General features: G+C 64.8%; 18 protein-coding genes and 1 pseudogene. 11 read left to right on the top strand and 8 right to left on the bottom strand.

Annotation, left to right across the window (positions count from 1 at the left end):
• Window positions 1-35: 35 nt before the first annotated feature.
• The 7 genes and pseudogenes from DT069_RS14825 to DT069_RS14795 form a co-directional block, all read right to left on the bottom strand.
• Window positions 36-794 (bottom strand): SDR family NAD(P)-dependent oxidoreductase, encoded by a 759-nt coding sequence (locus DT069_RS14825; protein WP_119461095.1) that lies wholly within the window; start codon window positions 792-794, stop codon window positions 36-38.
• A gap of 214 nt (window positions 795-1,008) precedes the next feature.
• Window positions 1,009-1,229: pseudogene (locus DT069_RS14820) on the bottom strand (IS3 family transposase); the annotation flags it as partial.
• Between the two features lie 117 nt (window positions 1,230-1,346).
• Window positions 1,347-2,258: a dihydrodipicolinate synthase family protein gene (locus DT069_RS14815; RefSeq protein WP_119461094.1), complete on the bottom strand. Its 912-nt coding sequence runs from the start codon at window positions 2,256-2,258 to the stop codon at window positions 1,347-1,349.
• A gap of 233 nt (window positions 2,259-2,491) precedes the next feature.
• Window positions 2,492-3,268, bottom strand: coding sequence for an SDR family NAD(P)-dependent oxidoreductase (locus DT069_RS14810; protein ID WP_119461093.1), 777 nt, complete (start codon window positions 3,266-3,268; stop codon window positions 2,492-2,494).
• Window positions 3,269-3,319: 51 nt separating this feature from the next.
• The gene (locus DT069_RS14805; RefSeq protein ID WP_162913211.1) at window positions 3,320-4,813 is read right to left on the bottom strand and encodes an ABC transporter substrate-binding protein; all 1,494 of its coding nucleotides are present in this window, start codon (window positions 4,811-4,813) and stop codon (window positions 3,320-3,322) included.
• A gap of 62 nt (window positions 4,814-4,875) precedes the next feature.
• Entirely contained in the window at window positions 4,876-6,078 is a 1,203-nt protein-coding gene (locus DT069_RS14800) for a mandelate racemase/muconate lactonizing enzyme family protein (protein WP_119461091.1), read from the bottom strand.
• Window positions 6,079-6,097: 19 nt separating this feature from the next.
• Window positions 6,098-7,120 carry a glycoside hydrolase family 88 protein gene (locus DT069_RS14795; RefSeq protein WP_119461090.1) on the bottom strand — a complete coding sequence of 341 codons (1,023 nt, stop codon included), beginning with the start codon at window positions 7,118-7,120 and terminating at the stop codon, window positions 6,098-6,100.
• A gap of 118 nt (window positions 7,121-7,238) precedes the next feature.
• Between DT069_RS14795 and DT069_RS14790 the strand changes: the two genes are divergently transcribed.
• The 5 genes from DT069_RS14790 to terL all read left to right on the top strand — a co-directional run bounded on the left by DT069_RS14790 (window position 7,239) and on the right by terL (window position 13,445).
• The gene (locus DT069_RS14790) at window positions 7,239-8,051 is read left to right on the top strand and encodes an IclR family transcriptional regulator (RefSeq protein WP_119461089.1); all 813 of its coding nucleotides are present in this window, start codon (window positions 7,239-7,241) and stop codon (window positions 8,049-8,051) included.
• A gap of 704 nt (window positions 8,052-8,755) precedes the next feature.
• Entirely contained in the window at window positions 8,756-9,520 is a 765-nt protein-coding gene (locus tag DT069_RS14785) for an SDR family NAD(P)-dependent oxidoreductase (protein WP_162913209.1), read from the top strand.
• A 571-nt stretch (window positions 9,521-10,091) separates the two neighbouring features.
• On the top strand, window positions 10,092-11,585 hold the full coding sequence (locus tag DT069_RS14780) for a site-specific DNA-methyltransferase (RefSeq protein ID WP_119461087.1): 1,494 nt from the start codon (window positions 10,092-10,094) through the stop codon (window positions 11,583-11,585).
• Window positions 11,575-12,039, top strand: coding sequence for a DUF5681 domain-containing protein (locus DT069_RS14775; protein WP_119461086.1), 465 nt, complete (start codon window positions 11,575-11,577; stop codon window positions 12,037-12,039). Before DT069_RS14780 ends, DT069_RS14775 begins: the two co-directional genes overlap by 11 nt.
• Window positions 12,040-12,041: 2 nt before the next feature.
• Window positions 12,042-13,445: a phage terminase large subunit gene (gene terL / locus DT069_RS14770; protein ID WP_119461085.1), complete on the top strand. Its 1,404-nt coding sequence runs from the start codon at window positions 12,042-12,044 to the stop codon at window positions 13,443-13,445.
• A 48-nt stretch (window positions 13,446-13,493) separates the two neighbouring features.
• On the opposite strand, the gene DT069_RS24655 is transcribed toward terL, so the two are convergent.
• Window positions 13,494-13,952, bottom strand: a complete 459-nt coding sequence (locus tag DT069_RS24655) for a group I intron-associated PD-(D/E)XK endonuclease (RefSeq protein WP_162913208.1) — start codon at window positions 13,950-13,952, stop codon at window positions 13,494-13,496.
• 103 nt (window positions 13,953-14,055) lie between these two features.
• Here DT069_RS24655 and DT069_RS14760 point away from each other — a divergent pair, with 103 nt between their 5' ends.
• The 6 genes from DT069_RS14760 to DT069_RS14735 all read left to right on the top strand — a co-directional run bounded on the left by DT069_RS14760 (window position 14,056) and on the right by DT069_RS14735 (window position 24,876).
• Window positions 14,056-14,292, top strand: a complete 237-nt coding sequence (locus DT069_RS14760; RefSeq protein ID WP_425450252.1) for a helix-turn-helix domain-containing protein — start codon at window positions 14,056-14,058, stop codon at window positions 14,290-14,292.
• 392 nt (window positions 14,293-14,684) lie between these two features.
• The gene (gene dpdE, locus DT069_RS14755) at window positions 14,685-17,738 is read left to right on the top strand and encodes a protein DpdE (protein WP_162913207.1); all 3,054 of its coding nucleotides are present in this window, start codon (window positions 14,685-14,687) and stop codon (window positions 17,736-17,738) included.
• Complete coding sequence (dpdF, locus tag DT069_RS14750) at window positions 17,735-20,242, top strand: protein DpdF (protein ID WP_119461083.1); 2,508 nt, start codon at window positions 17,735-17,737, stop codon at window positions 20,240-20,242. The genes dpdE and dpdF overlap by 4 nt, the downstream gene beginning before the upstream one ends.
• On the top strand, window positions 20,239-21,114 hold the full coding sequence (gene dpdG, locus DT069_RS14745) for a protein DpdG (protein ID WP_119461082.1): 876 nt from the start codon (window positions 20,239-20,241) through the stop codon (window positions 21,112-21,114). The genes dpdF and dpdG overlap by 4 nt, the downstream gene beginning before the upstream one ends.
• Window positions 21,111-24,161 (top strand): protein DpdH, encoded by a 3,051-nt coding sequence (gene dpdH / locus DT069_RS14740; RefSeq protein WP_119461081.1) that lies wholly within the window; start codon window positions 21,111-21,113, stop codon window positions 24,159-24,161. The genes dpdG and dpdH overlap by 4 nt, the downstream gene beginning before the upstream one ends.
• Window positions 24,151-24,876, top strand: coding sequence for a hypothetical protein (locus tag DT069_RS14735; protein ID WP_119461080.1), 726 nt, complete (start codon window positions 24,151-24,153; stop codon window positions 24,874-24,876). Before dpdH ends, DT069_RS14735 begins: the two co-directional genes overlap by 11 nt.

Here is a 24,876-nt window from a genome sequence, read left to right as displayed (position 1 = left end):
AATACAGAATGCCGTCCGAAATCCCGGACCGATCGTCAATAGGTCGCACGCCCGCCGGACAGATCGAAGGTGAAGCCGGTGGTGAAGCTGCAGGCCGGCGAGACGATCCAGGCGATCATCTGCGCCGCCTCTTCGAGCGTGCCGCAGCGCCTCATCGGGATCTTCTCGGTCATGTAGGTGACGGTCGTCTCCGGCAGCTCCTCGACCAGCGGCGTGCGGATGACCGCCGGCGCGAGCGCGTTGATCGTGACACCCGTCTCCGCATAGTCCTTGCCGAGCGACTTGACGAGGCCGATCAACCCGGCCTTGGTCGCCGAATAGGCGGCCATGCCGGCGTTGCCCTCCTTGCCGGCGATCGACGCGACATGCAGCAGTCGGCCATAGCCATACTTGAGCATGCGCGGCAGGACCGCCTTCGATACAACCATCGCGCCGCGCAGATTGATCTGGTAGACCGCGTCGAAATCGGCGAGATCAACCTCATGACCCTTGAGGTTGGTCCGGCCGGTGATGCCGGCGCAGTTGACCAGCCCGTGAATCCGCCCAAACACCGCATCGACACGGTCGAGCGCGGTATTGATCGAAGCGTCCACGGTGACATCGGCCGCCAGCGCAAGGGCCTCTCCGTCCCTGCCGCGGATCTGCTGCGCAACGTCTTCCGCCGCCGGCAGGTCGCGATCAAGGCAGGCGACGGAGACACCTTGTGCCCCGAGAAATTCGGCTGCGGCGCGGCCGATGCCGCTACCCGCGCCAATCACGACGACGGCATAAGGCTTGGTCTCGAAATAGCTCACGATCGCTCCTCTCGCCCTGATCTCGGAGGCGGCAGCCTCCGTTTGTGCTTTTCCGGGATCATCTCAGATCTCGCGGCGGGCCGTCCACCCTCGCGGTTGGTTAGTGCGGCCCGCATCGTGGGGCACTGTCGCGGTGGTTTTGTCATAGCAACCTGGCGGGAGCGCCTGGGGCCCGCAGGATTGCCGCGTCTCAAGAAATGATGGTCGCAGATTGCTATCGCCCTATAGCCTCGGCTTTAAAGCTGGATACATTTCGGCGGGAGATGAGATGACGCTGCAGATTGAATGTGATGTAGACGGCGGAGTGGATGCGCTGCCGATTATAGTAGCTCTCGATATATGCGAAGAGGTTGCGCTTGGCCTCCTCGCAGGTTGCCCAGCGCCGCTGATGGACGAGTTCGACCTTCAGCGTGTGAAGAAGCTCTCCATGGGCGCGCCTCCGCACCTCCTGTTCCGACCCTCGGACTCGGATCACGCGACAGAGAAGACGCTACTATCGCTGACCACATCCCGGGACGACCTTACTCTGGCCATCCGATGAATACGGCGGGCTCAAGGTGCACGTCCAAGGCGATCGGCATATAGCTTGGCCATCGAAAGTCCGAACGTGGTTGGCGGCGTTAAAGGTGGACGTACGTCGGTTTCCGGTATTCCGAGCCGATGCCCGAGAACGCGCTTTCCATAGACGAGAAAATTGTCGATCGAGTCCATGAGAAACACCAGCATCGGCAATAGCTCATGATAGAGGCGTTCGGCCTGGTCCTGCTTGGCAGTGTCGCCGCTCGACATCAGGTCGAAGATGCGGGTCAGCCAATCGAAGCTCTCGCCTCCGGGGATGATGCCTACGCCGCCGGCGCGCAGCGTATCAATAATCTCGATCCCACCTCTGCCGTTGAACACGTCATAGGCGCCCTCCGTCACATCGAGGATTCGCCGGACAGCGATCGCGGTGGTCTCCAGCTTCAAGATCTTCACGTTCGGATGCTGGCGATTGAGCGATTTCAATCCCTCGGCCGATAACCCCACTCCCAGGTACTCCGGCGCATTCTGGATTGCGACAGGGACAGGCACCTGATCGGCGACGGACCCGAAGAAGCGGACGAGCTCCAGGTCTGGCACAGCCTTGACCGGCGGCGGCTGAAGGATCACCCATTGGGCTCCCAGAGCCGCGGCCTCGCGGACAAATGCGATCTGGCCGTCGATCGAGGGCTCCGCAACGGTAACGGCAAGGGGTCGGCGCCCCCGCAGATCCTCTACGACCCACTGCATCAGCATGCAGCGCTCGTCAAACGAGAGCTTGTTGGCCTCACTTGCCAGCCCGAGTACGGCCACGCCGTGAACGCCCGCGGCGATCATCGACTCCAACTGATGCTGCATCGCCTCCCGGTGCAGGCGGCCGTCAGGGCCGAAGAGCGCGTAGACCATGGGATAGACTCCCTGGAACCCAGATTTGGCTTGGATCATTGCATCGCGCTCCCGCTATTCCCCTGTTGCCGCACCGGCAAATGCAAACGCAGGTCGAGCCACCCAGCTGCAGTCAAACCGGCGACACGACCTCCCGGTCGCCGCCGCCATGCTGCAATCGCTGCAGCTCGGCCGCCTCCATCGTCCGCGCAAAGCCCGTAGGCATGGGACTGAATCCTCGATCCGCGGTGACGAACCCTCCGATGCCCCGATCCAGGTCAGCACGTGGCGCTTCAGGGAGTCGTCAGACCGCCGTCAATGACCAAGTTTTGGCCTGTGATCCACGCGGCATCGCGTGAAGCCAGATAGACTGCCGCGGCCCCAATTTCCTCCGGCTGGCCCAATCGGCCGAGCGGGTGAGCCGCAGTGCGGCGTTGCAGAACCGCGTCCGAATCCACCTCCTTGGCAATCACCGACTTTGCATAGTCGGTCAGTACCAAGCTGGGGCTGATGGCGTTGACCCGCACGTTGTACGGCGCGAAATCCATCGCCAACGACCGAACCATTCCGATCTGCCCCGCCTTCGCGGCAGAGTATGCCGCCCGACCAGGAATCCCGACGGTACCGCTTATGGAGGCGATAGCGGTGATCGAGCCATTGTCCGAGCGCTTTAGATAGGGGGCGGCGTGCTTCGCAGCCAGGAAGAGGCAGAGCAGATTGACGTGAATAACATCGAGGAACTCCTCGAGCGTCGCATCGAACACGGATCCAGTGGCCGTTCGCCCCGAACTAACCAACAGAGCATCAAGGTGACCGAAGGCCTCAATGCTCTTCCGGGTGATCCAATCCGCCTCCTCTTCCTTCGTGGCATCGCCGGCAATTGCCACTACTCGCTGCCGCGGCTGGAGACGGTCGGTGGCTTGGCGAAGCCGGTCCGCGGATCGTCCACTCAGGACGATCTGTGCCCCCTCGTCGAGCATCGCCTGGGCGGAGGCCAAGCCAAGTCCGGAGCCTCCACCATAGATGAGTGCGGTCAGCCCCGCCAGCCGACCCAACCGTGCTTCAGCCATCCTACATTCCCAACAGCCTCAGAAGGGTGCAGACAACATCGTTCGCTGCTTCTACTCGCAGTAGAACTGCCGAAAATCCATGTTGTTGATATTGTTGTTCGGCACGTACCCGGTGCAGTTGCTACGATACGCCGAAACGATGGGCAGGAAGACCGGCACGATCACGCCACCTTCCTCGGCCAGAACCCGCTGTGCCTCTTTATAGATCTCCCGTCTTTTTTCCGGATCGATCGTCCGGGAGGCCTCGTCGAGCAGGGCCTCGAAATCTTCGCGACACCAGTGCGTCTCGGGATAGGCAGTGTCGCAACGGTAAGCGATTGAAAGAGCCTCGGCAGCCGCCCGGCCGCCCCAGGATGAGCTGACGAACGGCTTCTTGAGCCAAATCTCTTCCCAGTAGCTCTCCGCAGGAGTCGTGATCAGGTTCACCTTGATTCCGGCGTCGACTGCCATTTCCTTGTAGACCTGCGCAATGTCGAGCATGCTCGGATAGGCGTCCGACGTATAGAGATCGATCTCGAGGCCGTCGGGGTAACCTGCCTCCTTCAGCAGCTCCTTCGCTTTCTCCACATCGCGCTGGATCGGCTCCGTCCGATAGGCCTCGGCCGACGACGGGGGGATCGGATTGTCACTGCCAGTCTCGCCATAGCCAATCAGGGCAGTGTCCAGCATCTGCTGCCGGTCAACGACCAGCTTGAGCGCCCGACGCACGCGAATATCGTCGAACGGTGGGGTGTCGACCCACATCGAGAGAGTCATGACGGTGCCGCTCGGCGACTGAACGAGCGTGATGTTCGGGTCGTCCTCGAGCATCTTGATCGCAACCGGGTCAATTGCCACTGCGAGGTCCGCCTGCCCGGACAGCAGCGCCGCAGCCCGCGAAATCGGCTCGCTGATCCCCGAGAAACGCAGGCATGGCGACTTCGGCTTCCCTTCTTGCCAGTAGTCCGGAAAGGCCTTCACCGTCACCGACGGCTGGCCCGGAGAGAACGACTCGATCATGAAGGGACCGGTCCCGACGGGGTTCTTCTGCAGTTCATCGTGGGTGGCGCCATCCGGCACGATGGCAGCAAACTTCGTGCTGATGAGCAGCGGCAGCTCGACCACGGGCTCGTCAAGACTGAACCTGACCGTATCGGAATCGACCGCCTCGATCTGCTCGGGTGTCATGAAGTTAAGAACGGAGACGGCTCCGGAGCCTGTGTTGGGATCCAATGCACGACGGAAAGAGTAGACGACATCGCTCGCATCGAAATCGCTGCCGTCGTGAAACTTCACGCCCTCGCGCAGGTGAAAGGTCCAGACGGTACCCTCTTCATTCGGTTCCCAGCGTTCCGCGAGCACCGGGACGACCTGATATGAATTGTCGACATCCGTCAGCTTTTCGTACAGCGCATTGATCCGCACCGGATCGTCAACCGACGTGTTGATGATCGGATCGACGGACTGCGATTCCGTCGCCCACTCGCTCGCTACCACCTCGGGGCATTTCTCCTGAGCACCAGCCTCCTGAAGTGACAGCGCACACATTGCCGCCATACCCAACATGGTTGCGACTGCTCTGACTGATCTCATCGCCTCCTCCCAAGCCTCTTGATGCTATTCGGAGTTCATGCCGTTCTTTGCGCATGCTCCGTCTTATCGGGTACAGCCAAATCGATCCGGTACTGCTCGACCGTGCTTTCGTTCAGTTCGATACCGAGGCCGGGCCCTCGCGGAAGATCCATGTATCCGTCGTGGATCGTCGGTTCCGGTGCGACAAGGTCGCGACGGAGGGGAGAATCGTAAACGTCCGGCGACATGAACTCGAACAAAGGAGACGCCGGACAGGACGCCTGGAAGTGGCGCCCACAGGCCGCAAGGATACCTGTCTTCCAGGCGTGCGGTATCACATCGACGCCGTAGAGCGAGGCCATCTCCGAGATCCGGCGGATCTCGGTCAGGCCACCGCATCGGGAGATATCAGGTTGCACGACGTGCACCTTGCCGACCTCGATCCACTCCCGGACTTCGAAGCGCGTTGACGCAAACTCCGCGCCGCAGATTCGAATGTTGCTGCGCTGTGCAAGCTGCGCATGACCAGCCAAATCGTCGTGCTGCAGAACGGCTTCCGCGAAGAAGATGTCGCAGTCCTCAACCCGATCGAGCACCCATTTGGCATCCGCCCAATGCTTCCACCGATAGCCAAAATCCACGGCCATGGTGATATCTGGCCCTAAATAGCTCCGCCCTTCCTTGATCGCATCCACGAGCTCGGCGTCCGTCGCGAGTTCGTAGTATAGGACCTCCATCTTCACGGCGCGAAATCCCAGCCGCAGGGCACGGTCGAAGTGCTGAAACGTTTCATCCAGAACCTCTCGCAAGCTGCGCTCTCCGGCCAAGCCGGGAAAGATCGTGCAATAGGGCCGGAGCCGCTGCCGGCGCGCGCCCCCCATCAGCTTGTAGGCGGGTACACCGACCTGCTTCCCGGCGAGATCATGCAAAGCAATATCGATAGCGGACAGGGCATGGATGCCGAGGCCTCGGCGGCCTGGATAGATCGTGCGCTCATAGAGCATCTCCCAGAGCGCCGTGATCTCCAAAGGGTCGGCTCCGATCAGTATTTCGGCGGCATGGGTGCTCCAGATATGCGCCGTGGGCATCTCCAGGAAGGCCTTCACCACTTCGGGTGGAGCGTCCGCCTCGCCGATGCCCGTCCGGCCCTCGTTGTCCGAGAGCCGCACCACGACCGTGTCGACCGACCCGTCGCAATCTGCCGCCTTGTCTGCCGGGATTCTGAGTGGGATGACTTCGATCTTCGCAATGGAAGACATGACACCTCTCAAACAGGAATCAGTTCAGTCCAGCCCGAATGCGCTCAGCCGCAAAGCGCATAGCGGCTCCCTGGCCCCAGACGTTCACCTCTGTCGGCATGGCCTGGTAGAGAGTGAGATCTTCGCTGGCCGCCGTTGACGCCCAGGTGACGCCTGACACCCCAAAGAAGCCGCCGTCCGCATCGATCCGGCTGAGCATGGCGGTCCATGCCCTCTCGTATGATCCAGCATACCGTTCGTCCAGGAAACCGAGCCGCACGCCTTTCATGAAGGCGGCGCCATAGAAGGCCGCCGTCGACGACTCAAGATAGGCTTCTTTCTCGTCCAGCAGGGTTCGCCAGAATCCCGAGCGATCCTGCAAGTCGAAGACCAACCGGGAGAGTGTCTCGAACCGCTTCACGAGGTCTGTGCGCTGCGGATGGCTTTCCGGCAGAAGTTCGAGAACATCCGCAAGCCCGAGGAGTGCCCATCCATTCCCGCGGCCCCAGCCATAGCCGCGATAGCGTCCCGAGCCGACGTCATAATTGTGAAACAGTAATGGTCCACGCGGCCCTGTCAGCGCCGCCGCGTGGCTTACCCAGGTTTCGATCGCCGATCGGAAATGAGCCTCGTCTCCGGTGGAGGCGCCGAGTTGGGCAAAGAAGCTCGGCACATGATACATCGAATCGACCAAAACGGTCGTCCGAAACTGCGGCAGGTCCGGCCGAAAATAATGAACCCCATCCGGTCCTCTCGGCGTCTCTTCGGTGTACCAGCGCATCAGCCTCTCTGCGGCCGATCCGAGCTGAAGCTGTGGGACACGCTCGTTCAGCCGGATCAGCGCCTTTCCAGGCGTCAGATAGTCTGTCCAGCTAGGCACTGCCTTTGCCCAGCGTTCCAAGTAGCGGCCGCAGAACTCGGCGAATTTCTTGTCTCCGAGGAGCTCATCGGCTTCGAGGAGACCATCGAGCGCAATCGCGTCGCCCCAGAACCAGACGGTAAAGTCGTAACGGAGCGTACGCTGCGCCGCCTGCTTGAGTACTGCCGCTGCGTCCACTGCCATTCCACCATTCCTGGGCCGCAACCAACTTTCACAGCCTATCAGCGGCAAAAATTAATGTACAGGTGCTCGGATACCAATCCGATATACTGGACACGCGACATCCGGAGGACTCCTGATCATGGCCCGCCCAAAAAGCGCAGCAGCGAATGCACGACCCGGAAGGCCTCCGGGCACCCCCTCATCAGCACGGAGCTTGGAGCGCGGCCTCGCGGTTCTGGAGCTCCTGAGAACGCAGGGCCCGTTGCGAATTACCGAGATCTCCCGGAGCCTCCGCATTCCGCGCTCTTCGATTTATGAGATCGCGCGTCTCCTGCAGGACAAGCGGTACGTAGATCGCACGCTGGACGGACAGCGCTACACGCTCGGCGTGGCGCTTCATCTTCTTGGCATGAGCTACCGTGACAGCATCGATCTGGCGAAGATCGGGAGCGCTGCCGTTGAAACTCTCAGGGATGAAACAGGAGAAACGGTCCAGCTCTGCATCCTGGACGGCGAGCAACTCCTGGTCCTGCAGAAGGCCGACGGTCGCAGACCGATTCGGATCATGTCTCACGTCGGGACACGTGTGCCTGTGAACTGGGCTGCCTCCGGCAGGTTGCTCGTGTCGGATCTGGACGATGAAGCTCTACGGATGTTCCTTGAGCAGACGGCGCGCCCATCCCCAAAGACCAGCGTCACCGTCGATATCCCACAGCTGATGCGACAGATCCGAGTCTTCCGGAAGCGCGGCTGGTCTCTCGAAATCAATGAGACGAACGCACACGCTGGCTGCGTAGCGGCGCCAGTAGAGGATGCAGAGGGGCATTGCATAGCCACACTCAGCATCGTCGCACCGGAGCACCGCCTCCAGTCCTCGGAGCTTAAGGGGCTTGTGGAATCCGTCTGTCGAGCCGCGCGACGCCTTTCTGCTCGGCTCGGCGCAGCCCAGTGACACCCTTCAGTGGTCGCAGCACTACCTGGGCTCCAATATATCGCTTCTCCAGATCCTTCGCGCGTAGTCGACAAAGATCTGCCGTTCGTCAAACGACAGGATCTCCGCCTCGGCTCCCGACAGAGAGCCGTGGGTGTTCAAGTGCGCCAGAACCCGCCTCATCGCGACTAGGCGGATTGCAGCGCCGCATTCGCGTAAAGAATGCCCGCGAACCTTATAGGTCGCAGCTCATACCGCTGGTGTGGATCGGCACCGTTGAACGGGCCTGTTCACAAGCTGAGGACGAGGCGCCCCCGACTAGGGAGCCAGGTATGGCGACCATCCGGTGTGCGGCATGCGGCGCCTCGATCCAGTGCGTGCGGACCGTAACTCATGTTATCCACGTGCACTATGGCAACAGTTTCCGTCGGACCTGCTTTGAAGTGCAGGAGCACCTGCGCCGCAATGGCCACTGGTCGAACGCGATGGATCGATGCCCCAACCTTGAGGCGGCGCTGATCCCAGCGTGCCCGCGTGCGTAAAGCCTGTCAGGCTCAGATCATGGTTTAGAAGCCGTCGAGATGTTCTCCTTTGGTCGGGCGTCAGGCGCATCCGCAGCGGGTGACTCGATGCGCGGCTGGAAGCAGGGCAGTCTCCTTCGATCGGGAACCGTTGGTGAGAGCGTCCCGGTAACTCTGCCACCCATGACGAGGAGCCCGAGATTGATGGACGAGAAGCCACTGCAGGGCCGCACGGCCATCGTGACCGGGTCCGGCCAGAACATCGGCAAGGCGATCGCCTTGCGCTTCGCCGCGGCCGGCGCGAACGTCGTGATCAACGGGCACCGCGACCAGGCGAAGATCGAGGCGGTCGCGGACGAGGCGCGCGGCCTGGGGGTCGAGGCGCTCGCCCGACTGGCCGATGTCGGCGATCCGGAGGCGGTGTCTCGTCTGGTGTGCGATGCGGTGGCCCGATTCGGGGCGGTCGACATCGCCGTCTCGAACGTCGCGCTGCGGCCGTTCCAGCCCTTTCTCGAGATCTCCGTCGCCGATTGGAACCGCATTCTGAACATCAATCTCAATGCGGCCTTCTACCTGGCCCGGGCGGTTCTGCCGCAGATGCAAGAACGACGGTGGGGCCGGATCCTTCATATCGCCGGCTCCGACGCGGTGTTCGCCATCCCGAACCGGGCGCATGTGCTCGCCAGCAAGGCGGCCGTGCATGCCCTGGCGAAGGCGATCGCCCTCGAATTCGGCCCGTACGGCATCACGGCCAACACGGTGGCGCCGGGCTGGATCGAGACCGCGCGGGACATGAAGAACTATCCCGATTATGAGGCGACCGTTCGACAGCTCCGGGAGACAATTCCTCTGCGGCGGCTTGGCCGGGTCGAGGAGGTGGCGAACGCCTGCCTTTACCTCGCCTCCGATCTGGGCAGTTTCGTCACCGGGCAGATGCTCCACGTGAACGGCGGCGAGGTCATGGTCTAGCGATCCTCGTCAGCGCCGCGTGTGTGGGCCGTTATGGAAAACCCACTCGGCTGGAGCGTTCAGGCGCGACTCGTGGCGCCTATCAGGCGGAGAGCCATAGGACCGATCGCCGCGGCCGGTCTGCAGCTGCCTCGACCGACGCGGCGCGACTCGACAGCCGCGACGCGCAGTGGCACACCGCAACGGCGCACCCGCAGCGGGGGTCATCAGGTCCGTCGGATGAAAGTACAAGTTTGGATGTTTTCAAGCATCTGATCCAGCTTACCTTTCTCTATGCTTGAAAACGTTTAAACGCTCTCTCCATTTTTCACTTGCTACTGCAGGTGAATTTGTCATTTATTTCATTGTCCCTGGATGCTCGACCGAAGGTTGGCAGCCGGGGACGAACGGTCCGGTCGTCGGACCAGCCCTCGCATTCCGCCGCCCTCTGACTGCTGGGCAGCGGCGCGGATGCGATGGACACCCGGCGACGGACTCCACCCCAACACCGGAAGCACAGGTCGGCCGTCTTCAGACGCCATCTGTGCGTCCGTCGACATCCGACTGTGCTCGAGCAGAAGGATGTCGACCGATGAACCCCACCAAGACACCGCAATGCCACGACACGGGCGCACGCCGGCGCTCCCGCCGGCCGCGCACCGCAACGCCGCAGCTCCGGCCCGCAGAGCATATCGATCCGCGCCAGGATCTCCGGATCGCGTATCGCGCAGTCGACTCGCTCGCGCCCTATGCGCGCAACCCGCGCACCCACAGCCCGACGCAGATCAAGCAGATCGCCGAGAGCATCCGCACCTTCGGCTTCACCAACCCCGTCCTGATCGACCGCGCCGGCGGCGTGGTGGCCGGCCATGGCCGGGTCGAAGCGGCGAAGCTCCTGGGCATGACCGAGGTGCCGACGATCCGCCTCGAGGCGATGACCACGGCCCAGAAGCAGGCCTACGTCATCGCCGATAATCGCCTGGCCGAGACGGCCGGCTGGGACAGGGACCTGCTCGCCCTGGAACTCGGCGCGCTGGCCGAGCTCGACCTCGACTTCGATCTGACCGTCACCGGGTTCGAGACCGCCGAGATCGATGTCCTAATCGGCGGGGCAGCGCAGCCCGAGGATCCCGCGGCCGATGCGCTGCCGGCGACCGATCCGCAGGCGCCGCCGGTCAGCCGCCCCGGTGATCTTTGGGTGCTCGGGGCGCACCGCCTGCTCTGTGACGATAGCACCGATCCGGCGGCGTTCGCGCGATTGCTCGCGCGATCGCGGGCGCAGATGGCGTTTCTCGACCCGCCCTATAATGTGCCGATCGACGGCCACGCGACCGGGCTCGGCCGCACGCGGCACCGTGAGTTCATGATGGCCTCGGGCGAGATGAGCGAGGCCGAGTTCACGCTCTTCCTCGTCCGGGTGCTGCGCAACATCGCCGGCCACAGCCGCCGCGGCGCCGTGCTCGATATCTGCATGGATTGGCGGGGCGCCTATCCCCTGCAGACCGCGGCGCGGCAGCTCGGGCTGACGCTGCTCAACTGCTGCGTGTGGCGGAAGGACAACGGCGGCATGGGCTCGCTCTACCGCTCCCAGCACGAGCTGGTCTTCATCTTCAAGTCCGGCAAGGGTTCACACATAAATAATGTGGAATTGGGTCGGCATGGACGATACCGCACCAACGTCTGGGACTATGCGGGCGTGAACACGCTGCGCGCGGGCCGGCTGGAGGATCTCGCGATGCATCCCACCGTGAAGCCGGTCGCGCTCGTGGCCGATGCGCTCCTCGACTGCTCCAGGCGCGGCGGCCTCGTCCTCGACGCCTTCGCCGGCAGCGGCACCACGATCATCGCCGCGGAGAAGACCGGGCGCAAGGCCGCCGCGCTCGAGCTCGACCCGGTCTATGTCGACACCGCGGTCCGCCGCTGGGAGGCCTACACCGGCGAGACGGCCATCCACGCCGACAGCGGTGAGAGCTTCGCCGCCGTGGCGCAGGCACGGGGACATGATCCCGATCACCCGCCGGGCCGGCCGGCGACGCGGCGCGGCCGGCGGGCCTCTCGAGCGGTGGAGGCGAGTCATGCCCGGTGACGGCGATGATTACGCGGTCGGCTACAAGAAGCCGCCGCAGGACTTCCAGTTCCGGAAGGGCCAGTCTGGCAATCACAAGGGCCGGCCCAAGGGCACGCGGAACCTGAAAACCGACCTTGAGGAGGAGCTGCGCGAGACCGTCCTCCTGCGCGAGGGCGACGGCGGGAAGCGCATCAGCAAGCAGCGCGCGTTCGTGAAGAACCTCTTCGCCCGGGCGATGAAGGGCGACGCCCGCGCGGCGACGCTGTTCCTCGGCATGATCTTCCGTCTGCAGGAGATCAGCCAGATCGATCCCGACGCGCCCCTCTCGACCGACGAGAACGCGGTCCTGGAGGCGTTCAAGACCGCGCTGCTGCAGGAGCGTCCATTGTCCAAGATGCCGCGACCGACGCGCGCTGCCGACAAGCCGGCGCGCAAGGCGTCATCCCATTCATCCCGGATCCAGAAGAGCTGACCATGAGCCGACACGATCGTGACGTCCTGAACGCTCTCCTGAAGGCGCGGCTCGCGAGCTTCGTCCATCGCGCCTTCCAGATGGTCGCGCCCGGCGAGACCTACCTGCCCGGCTGGTCCATCGAGGCGCTCTGCTGGCACCTGGAGCAGTGCTATGCCCGCAACATCAAGCGGCTGATCATCACCCTGCCCCCGCGCGCGCTCAAATCGATCTGCGCCTCGGTCGCCTTTCCGGCCTGGGCGCTCGGCCGCGATCCCAGGCTGCGCGTCATCTGCGCCAGCTACGGCAGCGACCTCGCGGGCCGGCACGGGCGCGATTGCCGGCGGGTAATGGCGAGCCCTTGGTACCGGCAGGCCTTCCCGAGCACCCGGCTCGATCCGGCGAAGAGCGCCGAGCTCAACTTCCTGACCACCGCCGGCGGCTTCCGCCTCGGCACCTCAGTCGGCGGCCCGCTGACCGGGCTCGGCGGCAACTTCATCATCGTCGACGACCCGATCAAGGCGAGCGACGCCATGTCGGAGAGCCAGCGCAGGGCGGTCCACGAGTGGTTCGACGGCACGCTGCTGTCGCGGCTCGACAACAAGAGCGAGGACGTGATCATCCTGGTCGCCCAGCGGCTGCATGTCGACGACCTGGTCGGCTATGTACTGGAGAAGGGCAGCCAATGGGTTCACCTGAACCTGCCGGCGATCGCCCCGGAGGCCCAGCGCATCCGGATCGGCGATGGTCGCGTCTACGACCGCGCGGCGGGCGAGCTGCTGCACCCCGGTCGCGACACGGTGGAGGATATCGCGGAGATGCGTATCGCGCTCGGCGAGGCCCGGTTCGCCGCGCAGTACCAACAGGACCCGGTGCCGCCCGGCGGGTCCATGATCCGGGCTTCTTGGCTGCGAACCTACACTGCGCGGCCGGTCCGCGGGCGCAGCGACCAGGTGGTGCAGAGCTGGGACACGGCCTGCAAGATGGGCGAGAGCAACGACTGCTCGGTCTGCACGACCTGGCTCGTTCAGGGGACCGCCTATTACCTGCTCGACGTCTTCCGCGGCCGCCTGGAGTATCCCGAGCTGCGGCGCCAGGCGATCGCGCTGGCGGAGCGCGACCGGCCCAGCGCGGTGCTGATCGAGGACCGCGCCTCGGGCACGCAGCTGATCCAGGACCTGCGCATGGCCGGGCCGGTGCGCCCAATCGAGATCAAGCCGGAGGGCGACAAGCTGACGCGGATGTACAACCAGACCGCCACGCTCGAGGCCGGCTGCGTGCTGCTGCCGGACCGCGCCCCCTGGCTGGAGGCGTTCCGGAGCGAGCTGCTGCAGTTCCCCTACGGCAAGCACGACGATCAGGTCGACAGCCTGTCCCAGTTCCTGACCTGGATCGATCGCCGGCCGTCCCTCCAGATCTTTGTTTAGGGCTGGCGAGGGCAGCGGCCGGGCAACCACCGGCCGCTACCCTTCCGATCAGAGCGGCTGGGCCGGGCCGTCGAGCTTGTCCCAGCGGTCGACGAACTCGGGCGAGCGGAGGCTGCCAACATTGATGATGCCGCGGGTCTCGTACTGCTTGGTCTTGGCGTAAGCCTCCGCGCCGGTGAGCACGAAATAGCTCGGCGGCTCGCCGATCTCATTCAGGCAGACGAAGGCGTAGACCAGGTCGCCGCTGCGGCGGACCTTGCTCTTGACCATCGGCCAGCCGTTGCTCTTGCGGCTGCGGATTGCCTTCACCTGGATGTTCACCGTCCGCCCATCCTTCTCGGCGAAGAGATCGACCGCCTTGGCGTTGCCCAGCGTCACCGAGACCGAGTAGCCGCGCTTGGACAGCTCGGCCGCGACGAAGAACTCGCCCGCCAGATGCGTGGTGTTGGCGTCGCCCGGCGCCTTCGGTGCCGGTTCCTCTTCGGGCAGCGCAGCCTGATCACTCATCTTGTTTCCCCTCGCGTTGCATGGTGCGGACACGGCCTCTGTCTTGGCCTGCCCGGGCGGTGAAGTCCAGGGAAATGTTACTCATCGTCTGTAGACTGATCGGATGCAGCCGCCGTCCTCTGGCGGCATGGATATCCGGCGGCGGGTCGGCCTCAACGTTAAGAAATTCCGGCGGGACCGCGGCTGGTCGCAGGAGGACCTGGCGTTCGAGTCCGGCCTGCACCGCACCTACATCAGCGGTGTCGAGCGCGGCGCCCGCAACCCCACCGTCCTGGTGCTCGAGGAAATCGCGACCGCTCTCGAGATCCCGGCGTATAAGTTACTGGAAGAGACCGGCTAACCGCCGAAGCTCCGCAGGCTCAAATCAGGGGCCCGAAGCCACCGAGAGCCAAACTCGCTGATCGTGGCCGTTTAGATCAGGGGCGCGAAGCCATCCGCCAATCCCCAATAATTTATCGAAAACTTTACGGTCATCCCCCATATTCGCGCCCAGCGCAAACACTTCCCGTTCCTCATAACACGAGACAGGCCGTCGGCCTGTCGGGCAAACGCCGGGACATCAAGTTTGCCGAACGCGGACTCCGGTGGTTTACTCCTCTGGGGTCGTGCCGAGAGAAATGATTCTAGCTCTAGGAGTCTGGGATTTTCTGACAAGCGCGGGCGGGGTCGAGGCCGCAAACTGGCGGCGCCGAGGTCGTTGCCGGCAATGTGGTGGTATTTAGAGGAGGGCAGTTGGCGTTCGATTCGGCATTGCAGCCAGGCATGTTGGTTTCGCTGCCGGGACGGCGCGGGGTCGGCACAGTCGTCTCCGCGGACCGTCACCGTTGCCAGGTGTCCCTCTTCCATTCCATCGACGAGAGCGTCCTCGAAGAGCACCCCATCGGGACCTTGTCGCGGGCGCTGGTGGGACCCGAGACGCGTGTCTATGTGCAGGCGCAGGGGAACTGGCGGATTGGCCGGATCAAGGACTACGACACCGCTACCCTTCCCTGGATCGAATACCTTGTGCGCTTCCCCAACGATCTGACTGCCGACATGACCGAGAACCACCTGCGGGTGCGGGTGTTCGAACCCCATGCGGATCCTGCGGAAGTCTTGGCGCGCGGCGGGGGCGAGACGCAGTACTTGCACGACCGACGTTGGAACGCGCTCGCGACCTCGGTCACCTTAAGGGCGGCCGCAGAGGGACTCACCGGGGCGATCTCCAGCAACATCGAACTGGTCCCGCACCAACTCGCCGCCGCGCGGCGGGTGCTGACCGATCCGATTCCGAGGTTCCTCCTCGCCGATGAGGTCGGGATGGGGAAGACGATCGAAGCCGGCATCGTAGCGCGGCAGTGCCTGATCGACGACCCGACGCGGCGGATCCGCGTGTTGGCGCCGCGCCCGCTGGTTAAGCAGTGGCGCTACGAACTGCTAGACCGTTGCGACCTAAGGGGCCTCGCCGCCCAGATCGAGTTTAGCTCGCATGACGAGCACTCTGAAGAGGCGGTCACGCCCGACCTGCTGATCGTCGATGAAGCTCATAACCTGCTCGGCGACCGCGGCGCTATGGCGCGGCTGCTGCCCTTGGCCCACGCGGCACCGCGACTGCTCCTCCTCTCGGCGACTCCCGCCCTGGGCGATCCCCGTCAACTCCTCGACCTACTGCACATCCTCGACCCCGGCGCCTATGGGTCTAACGACCTGCCGAAGCTCGAAGCCCGGCTCGAGCTAGGCCGAGACCTTGGGCGCATGTTGCTCAGCCTCGCGGACACCGCCCCGACGTTCCTTGTGCAACGCGCCGTCCGGGATGTCGCGGCACGGTTGCCAGATGACTCGGTCGTGGCCGACCTCGCCCGCGCGTTGGCGGCCGACGGCGCGCTCCCTGAGGCGTTGGCTGACCTTAGGCAACACCTCGCCGACACCTACCGCGTGCACCAACGACTGATCCGGGCCCGCCGACGCGACGCCATGATTTACTTCCGGCCGCGTGGCGTAGCGATGGACGGTCGCCGCGACCACCTGCGCGAGGAGGTCGACGAAGACCTTCGCTGGCCTGAGGTCCTTGTGGGCCTTGAGGACTGGCGCGACGCGACGCGGTTCCGCGTAGAGGACACCGGCGATGAGCCAAACGTTGCGGCACTCGCCTTGATAAGGGCAATCGAAGCTATCGGCTGCGGGGACGCCTCGATCGACCTCTCGGATGCGCCGGAAAGCCTCCGCGCCGCCTTGTCTCAGGAACCGGGCGACCGCCCGAAGCCGGATGTTGCCTTGGACGTGGTACGTGCGCTCTGCCAGCGGTTGCGCCAGGAAGGTCAGAACAACCCCAAAATCGTCGCCTTTGCCACAACCCGTGAAACGGTCGATGACGTCTTCGCCCGCCTGTCGGCCGAAGGAATAACGGCGCTGAGGCTCACGGTCAGCGACCGATCCGACACGGTCCAGGACATCGTCCAGGCCTTCGAGGACGACCTCACCACCGCGGTTCTGTTGTGTGACCGCTCCGGGGAAGAGGGCCTTAACCTCAACTTCGCCGACGCGATTCTGCATCTGGACCTGCCCTTCTCCGTCACCCGGATGGAGCAACGGATTGGGCGCCTGGACCGCTTCGGACGGTCCAAAGCGATGCTGCGGCAGCGCGTGCTGCTGCCAAGCGACGATGACGTAAGCCCCTGGGTAGCTTGGCTGGAGGTCCTAACCGAGGGCTTCGAGATCTTCGAGACCTCCGCCAGCGACGTTCAGTTCGTCCTACCGCAGTTGGAAGCCGAATTGGCGGAGGCCTTCCTCAAACGGGGCGCCGATGGGCTGCGGGAGATGATCGGGCAGGTGCGTGAGCGCATCGCGGCCGCGCGGCGCGCGGCCGACGAGCAGTACGCCCTGGACGCTGTGGCGCTCTCCGATGACGGCGCGGACCTCGCGATGCGGATCGAGGATGCCGAAGCCGATGAATCCGCCCTCCAAGCAGCGGTTGAACAGTGGTTGGTCTCCGCGCTGCGGCTGAAGCGCATCGCCCCCAATGCGGACCAAGTCTCCTATGCCTGGGGACGGGATACCCTGATCCCCAAACAGCCTTGGGAGGTGGAGTTCGGAGCCGACGGACAGCGTACCCTCACCTGGCGCCGACGGGTTGCGCTGCATCGTGACGCCAGCCTGCTGAGGCCCGGTGCGGCCCTGGTGGACGCCATGGAGCGGCACATCCGGTGGGACGACCGCGGATCTGCCTTCGCGACGTGGCGGGTCGACCCGGGACTTTCCGGCGAAGACATCGCCTGGTTGGGTTTCCGCTTCTGCTATGTCATCGAGCCGGCGCTGGCGCAGGACCTAGCAGTGTTCCGGCATGCGGACCACCATGGATTGTCGCGGCGCGCCCAGGCCTTCCTCCCGCCGTGGGTGCAGGTGCTGCACATGGACGTGGAGGGTGATGACCCACCCTCCAGCCTGCTGCCCATCCTGCAGCGGCCCTACGACAACCGGGTCCGCCCGCAGGGTGGGCGCGACATCAACCTCTGCAGTCGCCCAAGCTTGATGAAGACGGTGATGGCCCCGACGGTCTTCGCCCGCCTCTGTCGAAGCGCGCGCGCGGCCGCCGAGGCGCGCATCCGCCAGGACGACATCTTCCGTACCCGCGTGGAGGCCGCCGGGCAACGCGCCGCCCAAGACGGGCGACGGCGGCGGCGCTTCGACGGCGGGGCGAATGAAATCGACGTTGTGGCGCTTCTAGAGGCCGTCAAATCACCGCGCTTGCGTCTGGATTCCATGGGCTTCTTTGTCCTCTCCCGCAACCCGCCCCCGAGTCTCTCGTGAGACTTGAGGGCGATAACGCCTTCTCCGCGCTCAAGCTGTTGGTCGCCGGAGAGACGCAGGCGTCCTGGACGTCACCGGACAACCCGGCGTTTGACCGTCTCCGGCGGGCATGGTTGGCGACCTCAAGTCGGTCCGCAGTCGAACTGGCGGTCCTCCTTCGGCAGGCTCTCGTGCACGAGACCGGCCGTCGGCATGGTGAGGCTGCGAGCATCGCCCTCGGGCCGGATTCTCCCCTGCAGACCTTTGCCGACTGGAAGACTGTCGACCTTGACGCTCAGAGGTTGGGCCACGGGTGGCTGGTCTCGGCGCGAACCTGGGGCCCGAGCTGGGCGACCGGCTCGAATATCGATGGCCTGGATGGTTCGACGGCCGCAGAGCGCCTGCGCGCCAGCGCCGACACCGCAGCGCCCGCGGGGGACCCTTTCCTTCAAGCGGTAGGCCACACGACTTACCAGAGCGTGGGCCAGCGGGCGGCCATCCGCGCTGCCCTCACCGCCCCGCCGGGTGGCACCTTAGCGGTCAGTCTGGCCACCGGGGAAGGGAAGAGCCTGACCTTTCAACTGATCGCCAAGATAGGTTTTGCCGGCTCAACCTTCGAGGCGAATCCTGGGCTCACCTTGGTGGTAACGCCAACCGTGGCGCTCGCCATCGACCATGAGAACGCCGCCCTCGAGAAGGGCTTCGAAAGGCCGATGGCCTACCGGGGCGACGACGTGGAAAACAATCGGAGCCTCATCGCGCGCATAGAAGACGATACGCTGGGCCTCTGCATCGCCTCGCCGGAAGCCGTCTGCGGGCCGTTGCGCCGTGCGCTGACCGAGTCCGCGGCGCGAGGGCGTCTACGCGCCTTGGTGATCGATGAGGCGCACCTGATCGACGGTTGGGGGACCGGGTTTCGCACCGAGTTCCAGTCGCTGTCCGGCGTGCGTCAAGAATGGATGCGGGCCGCTCCGGCCGGCGCAGCGGCGCGAACGTTGCTACTGTCCGCGACGCTAACGGCTACGACCCTCGAACTGCTTCGCACGCTGTTCTCTGGACCCGGGGAGTTTCAGAGCTTGTCCGCCCTGCGGCTGCGCGCTGAGCCCGACTACTGGACGGTCGCCTGTGCCTCGGAAGTTGAGCGGCAGACGCGCGTGCTCGAAGCCGTGCGTCACGTCCCGCGGCCCGCGATTGTCTACGTCACCCGGGTTAACGACGCGAAGGCTTGGCGCGAGCAGCTTCGGCAGGCCGGTTTCGACCATGTGGAGATGGTTCACGGCGAGACGCCCAACACCGAGCGGGAACGCATCCTGCTCGGGTGGCGTCACGGCGAGGTAGACCTGGTGGTGGCCACCTCGGCCTTCGGCTTGGGCATCGACTACCGTCATGCGCGGACCGTAATCCACGCGTGCATCCCCGAGAGCCTCGATCGGTTCTACCAAGAGGTGGGGCGCGGCGGTCGTGACGGCCGCTCGTGCCTCGCCCTAACGCTCCATACGCCCGGAGACGTACGGGTCGCCGAGAAAATCAGCCAAACCCTGGTGATCAGCATCGGTCGAGGCCGCCAGCGATGGCGCTCGATGTTCGACCTCCGCATCCCAACGGAGGAACCCGACACCTACATCCTGCCGCTGGACGTGGCGCCTAGCCAGGAGCCCGAAGACATCGACATGCGCGGCGAGCGCAACAGTGACTGGAACGCCCGGGTCCTCACCCTAATGGCGCGTGCGCGGCTAATTCGTTTGCTGGGCTCGCCGCCCTCAAGCGACGAGCGTGTCGGCACCTATGAACAAGTCCGCGTTCTAGACCTCGACCACCTCCACGAGGCGACATGGCTGCGGAGGGTCGAACCGGTGCGGCAGGAACTCGGCACCGCCAGTAGCAAGAACCTCAACCTTATGCGGCAGTTCTTGGCGAGCCAGTCCTGTCCGGCTCCTCTATTGCTGGACCTCTATAGTGCGGGCCCGGAAGCACACGCCTGCAGCCGGTGCGCGGGCTGTCGGGCGGACCCGTGCCTGAGGCGTCCCGAACGCCCGCGTCTCGAACCCAACCTGCCTTGGCCAGCGCCGGCGCCGCTGACCGGCGCGCCGCGGGCCATGCTCGGGGCGAGCGGGCGGCTGATCGTCTGGTACGATCCTACTGTCCAGGACCGCGCATTCCGCCGGCGGTTCGGCGAACTCGTGCAAGCCCTGCAGCGCGCGGGCGTATCGAACCTCGTGTTGGTTCAGACTTCCGAGGCTCTCTCGGCGGAGGCTCGGCGCGCCTGCCGTGACCTTCCGGTCTTCCTGGCCGAAGTCCGGCGGCTCACGCAGCGCCGCCTTCCCGCGGGACCGGAGCTAGTGGTCCTAGGCACGGGTACTGTGCTGGAGTCGCTCGATCTGACGCCCCGTCCGGTCAGCGCCGAACAGATCCTCCTCCTACCCGAGAAGATTGATGATCCCTCCCGGCCGGGCGTCGCGCTAATTTCGACCTACTCGGGTCGAAACCAGTCCTTCGAAGCCTTCTTCAAGAGAGTGTGTGCATGAGCGTCATCAGCCGCATGGAAGCGACCCCGAGCCGCGTTAGAATGCTCCTCGCAGTTCTCAATGAACGCGGTGCGGGCGAGACGGAAGAGCGGTTGCGTGACTTCTGTTCTCCAGCGACGCTACTCCGGGACGTGCCAGACCCGATCGCGATCTTCCGCTCGACTCTCAACGCGGCCAAGGACCTCGGATTAGTTGAGGAAGTTGGCGACAAGCTCCGAGTCCGTCCGGGCGTATTGTCGCGACGCGGCGATCTCGGGGACGATTTTTTCCAGGCGATTGAGGCGGTGCTGCTGGCGCCCGAGGCCGAACAGGACCTGGGTCAGTCTGATTTCGCACGGGCGGTCGCATGGTTCCTCATGCAGTCTCCGAGGCGGCCGCTCCAGTGGAGTGAGAACTACAAGCTCTGGATTGAAAAGCAACTAGCGGTACCGGAGGCGGTACGCTTCGACCTGACCAGCCGCGATCGCTGGAACAGCTTCCACTATTGGTGCCGCTTCCTAGGCTATGGAGAGGTGATCGCGGGTCGCGCCCTGGTAGCCGACCCCAGTCGCGCCCTGCAACGCCTGTTGCCTTGGGCGCTGGGTGGCGAGCGCGAGGCCGCCATCCTGCCCCTGCTGGGCAGCCTGGCCAAGGTCTCACCCGTCTTCGAGAACGGCCGCATCCGGCGAGAGGTGGAGGCCGACGCCAAGCCGGAGTTTCAACGCGAGCCTCAGCGACTGTCGCCTTCTACGAGTTTCGCGCTCTTCCGGTTGGAACAGCAGAGACAGCTGACCCTGGACGCCCGCCCCGACGCACACGCGATGATCCTTGATCTTGGCAAGGACGCGCCGCGTCGCGTCAGCCACGTCGTGATTAAGGCCGCCCGCTCATGAGGGAACACCTCTGCTGGGCGCCCGCCGACGTCCACGATGTGATCAACACCGAGGCGGAAGCTGTCTCCCCCGCCATCTTCAAGGCGGTCCATACCGCCTCGACCCTGAAGGTCGCCGGTCCGATCGGGACCCGCTTCCAAGACCTACTCCCGGAGAACTACGCCAGCCTGTCGCAAGAGGCGCTGCTGGAGGAATTCCTACGGCCCGACGCCTCCTACCGGCGGATGGCGGTCTTCGGCCGAAGCGGGTCGGGGAAGTCGCACCTCATCCACTGGCTCAAGCTGCAGGTCCCCTCGACCAAAGACCGCCTGGTCGTCGTGGTGCCAAAGGCCGGGACGAGCCTGCGCTCGATTCTGGAAATGTTGATCACCGAACTGCCCCCGGAGCGGCAAGTTAGCTTCCGCGAGGCCTTGAACCGGACCGGGGAGGCAATCGCGACGCGGAAGGGCCAGAAAGAACGGCTGCTAAACGAGATCGCCTATGCCCTCGGCGAACTCACGCCCTCGCCAGATGGCGGCGACCAGGACCTGCAACGCGAACTGATCAAGACACTGCCGTATCTGTTCCAGGACGTCCACTTCCGCGAGAAGCACTTCTACCCCGATGGCAACATCGTGTCGGAACTGGTCGACCACGTCTTCGCGGCGCCCACCGCCTACCGCCCGGCGGAGCATCGTCGCAGTTTCACCCAGGCCGACCTCCCGATCGACGCTCTGGACTTCCGGGACGCCGCTGCCCTGGCGCAGAACGCTCTGCGCTATCTCTACACCATTCCGGAAGCCACGAAGGTCGCGGTGGGGCTGATCGAGCGTTGTCTCGACGTGGCGGTCGGCCGTACGCTGAGCTTCACAGGCGATCGGCTAGTGAGCCTGATGGAGGAACTCCGCCGCCACCTGCGGAGCGAGGACCGCGAACTGGTCCTGCTTATCGAGGACTTCGCCCGCGTGCAGGGCCTGGATAGGGCGCTGCTCCAGGCAATGATCGTCCAGGGTGACGACAGCAATGAATTGTGCAAGCTCCGCTGGGCGATCGCGGTGACCACCGGCTTCTTCGAACAGGTCGTGGACACCGTCTACACGCGCGTAACCCACTTCGTGAACATGGACCGGTCCGCCGGACGGCGCGGGGGGGACAAGATGGATCCCCTCGCACTCGCGGAGTTCACGGGGCCATATCTAAACGCCGCACGGTTGGGTGCCCGAGCGCTGGAGGCTTGGGAGCGTGACACACCCGCCATACCCCTCAGGAATGCCTGCACGGGCTGTCCCCAACAGCCGGTCTGTCACGAGACTTTCGGCGTCAGCCCCCAGGGCCACGGTCTCTACCCGTTCACGCACCGCGCCCTGTGGAACATGGCGCATCGGGCGGACGAACAAATGGAGGAAGCCTTCAACCCTCGCACCTTGCAAACTGGCGTGTTGCTGCCCGTCCTGAATGACGCCGGGCCTGCCCTGGCTACGGGACAATTCCCACCGGCGAGCCTGTTGGGCAAACTCGGCGGACATCGCACGCTCGACGCCGCGGCGCGGCGTGAACTGCGAAGGTTGGCGGGCGGCGAGGAGGGCCGGCTCGGCGCGCTGCTCGAACTGTGGGACGGGTCTGGCCACTTGGTGAATCTGCCCGCCCCCTTGCTGGGGGCGTTCGGCGCGCCCGCGATCCCCGACGCTAGCGAAGCCGCGACCGACACAGAGGCACAGGAGTTCGGCGGCGCCACGGTCGCGGAGCCAGTCATTGATCAACGCAGCCGCGAAGAGAAGGAGCTAGAAGCCTGGGCCAAGGGCGGCGGCCTCGACAAGGCCGTCGACAAGCTACGGCCGCTGCTCTTCGACGCAATCGCCGATGCTATCGATTGGGACGACATCGGGCTCGAACGCACTCGCTTCTGCGGGACGGAGGGGGTGCGCCCCTTCCGGCGGCGCTCCATCACCTTCACGCGCCAGGGCACGAGAGCCGTCACGTCCCTGGTAATGTTGGAGATCCCGGGCACGGCGGCCAGCGCCGCGGAGTTTGACAAGGTCGCGATCGCCCTGAGCGGGCTGTTGCAGGCCGAGCGGGAAGGTCACTGGGACTTCCCCGGGGGGTCCGACGCCCTCGCCACCTTTCTCCACTGCCTCGACGGCTGGCGCAGCGAAGTCATCGGTCAGCTGCACAAGCTCACTGAGGCGCGCGAGGGCTGGGACCATGCCGGCGCTGCAGCCGAACTCCTGGCGATCGGCAATGTAGTCAACGGGCGTCTCAAGGCTGAGGCCGATCAGGTCGCCGACATCGCCGTCCTGCTGGGCCCGGAGTGGCCCACAGAAGTGGCTCCAGGCAGCGCCGAGATGAAACGCCTCTATATGGCCTTGGCCCAACGCCAACCGGAGCTGCGGACACTCCTGCGAACGCTCTGCTCGGGAAGCAAAGGCGGCGAGGTGGGCACCTTTGTGAACCCCGGCGTCGCCCTGCGTGCCCTGCGCCGACTGCGCGCCAACGGTTGGCGGCTCGACCAGACGCCGCCCGAGGACCTAGATTTCGAGCCGTTCAAGCGGTGCGCAGAACTCTACAAGAAGACCGCCGACGCCCTAGAGGCAGCCGCAATGGCGGAATGCGCCGCTCGATTGACCTGGCTCGATGAGATGGAGGCCGCATTTGGTCCCGGGGCGAAGCGTTCGACGATCATCGCCGAGTTCTCGGCATTACGCGCGGCGTTCGCTGACGCGGGCTTAGCGGGGCCGGCCGCGAAGCGGTTAGATGAGGCTTTGGAGGCCCTGCGCAGCACCCAATTCGACGACGCGCTTTCCGCGACCCGGGGCCTGCGCGGCGCCGAGGACCCGTTACAGATGTTGCCAGCGTTCGCACGGGCTCGGGCGGCAGCCGTCCAGCACGGCCGCGCTTTAGCCGAAGCAGCGAGAGCCTTCCTCGATCATGCCGAGAGTCGTCTGGACGAGGAGGCCAACAGGCATGCCGCCCAGGCGGAGTCGGTTCAGGCCGACATCGACGCGATTGAGGCGGCGCTGATGTCCATAGGCAGTACCCTACGCGCGCTGGAGCCGGTCGATGTTGCTTGAACGGGCGGAATTCCTGAAGGCCGCACTCGCGAAACACCTGGCCCTCAAGGCCGCCGGCCAGCAGGGGCAGGTCTATCGTAGCCGCGCCAGCCAACTGACCCCGTTGGCTGAGTCGCTCGCGCGGGCGCATCGAGACTGGACCGCGATGCACGCCGCGGGACTCGTATCGACGCCGGTCGAGGCGAAGCCCGGCCTCAGGTCCCATGCGGAAGACCTGCTCGCTCGGTTCAAGGCCAACCGTTCTGTTCTGGCCGAGGCGGACGAGAAGTTCCGCTTCCAGTTCACGCCGGGCGTGCGGAACGCAATAGAGGAATTCGAGAAGGGCGCCCGCGAGGCCTGGTCCGCGCACATGGGGGCGCGAGCCGACTTCCCCGGCGACGACGTGCTCACTGCCCTGCACGCCATTCCGAGTTACCGCCCTCAGGTGCAGCGTATCCGTGAGGCCGCCGGCGAGTTCCAGAAGCTCCGCGATCGGACGCCGACCGCTGCGGAACTGCCGACGGCGCTCGCGCAGGCAGACGCCGCCCGGCGAAAGAAAGATGACGCCCTGGCCGCCATGCAGGGGGACGACTTACCCCCAGAGGTGCTGACGTTCCTACGCAAGACAGGCCAAGGCGGCGCGGCCCTCTCGGACCTCTCGGCACCCGTGCGGATTTGGCTCGAGGCGCGCAAGCTGTCGAGCGCCTTCCGGATCGTACCGTGGAGTCGCAACTGA

The organism is Virgifigura deserti (genome assembly GCA_003576685.1).
GTDB lineage: Bacteria > Pseudomonadota > Alphaproteobacteria > Dongiales > Dongiaceae > Virgifigura > Virgifigura deserti.
Note: the sequence above shows the minus strand (reverse complement) of the source record. Positions and strands in the feature narration are given on the sequence as shown.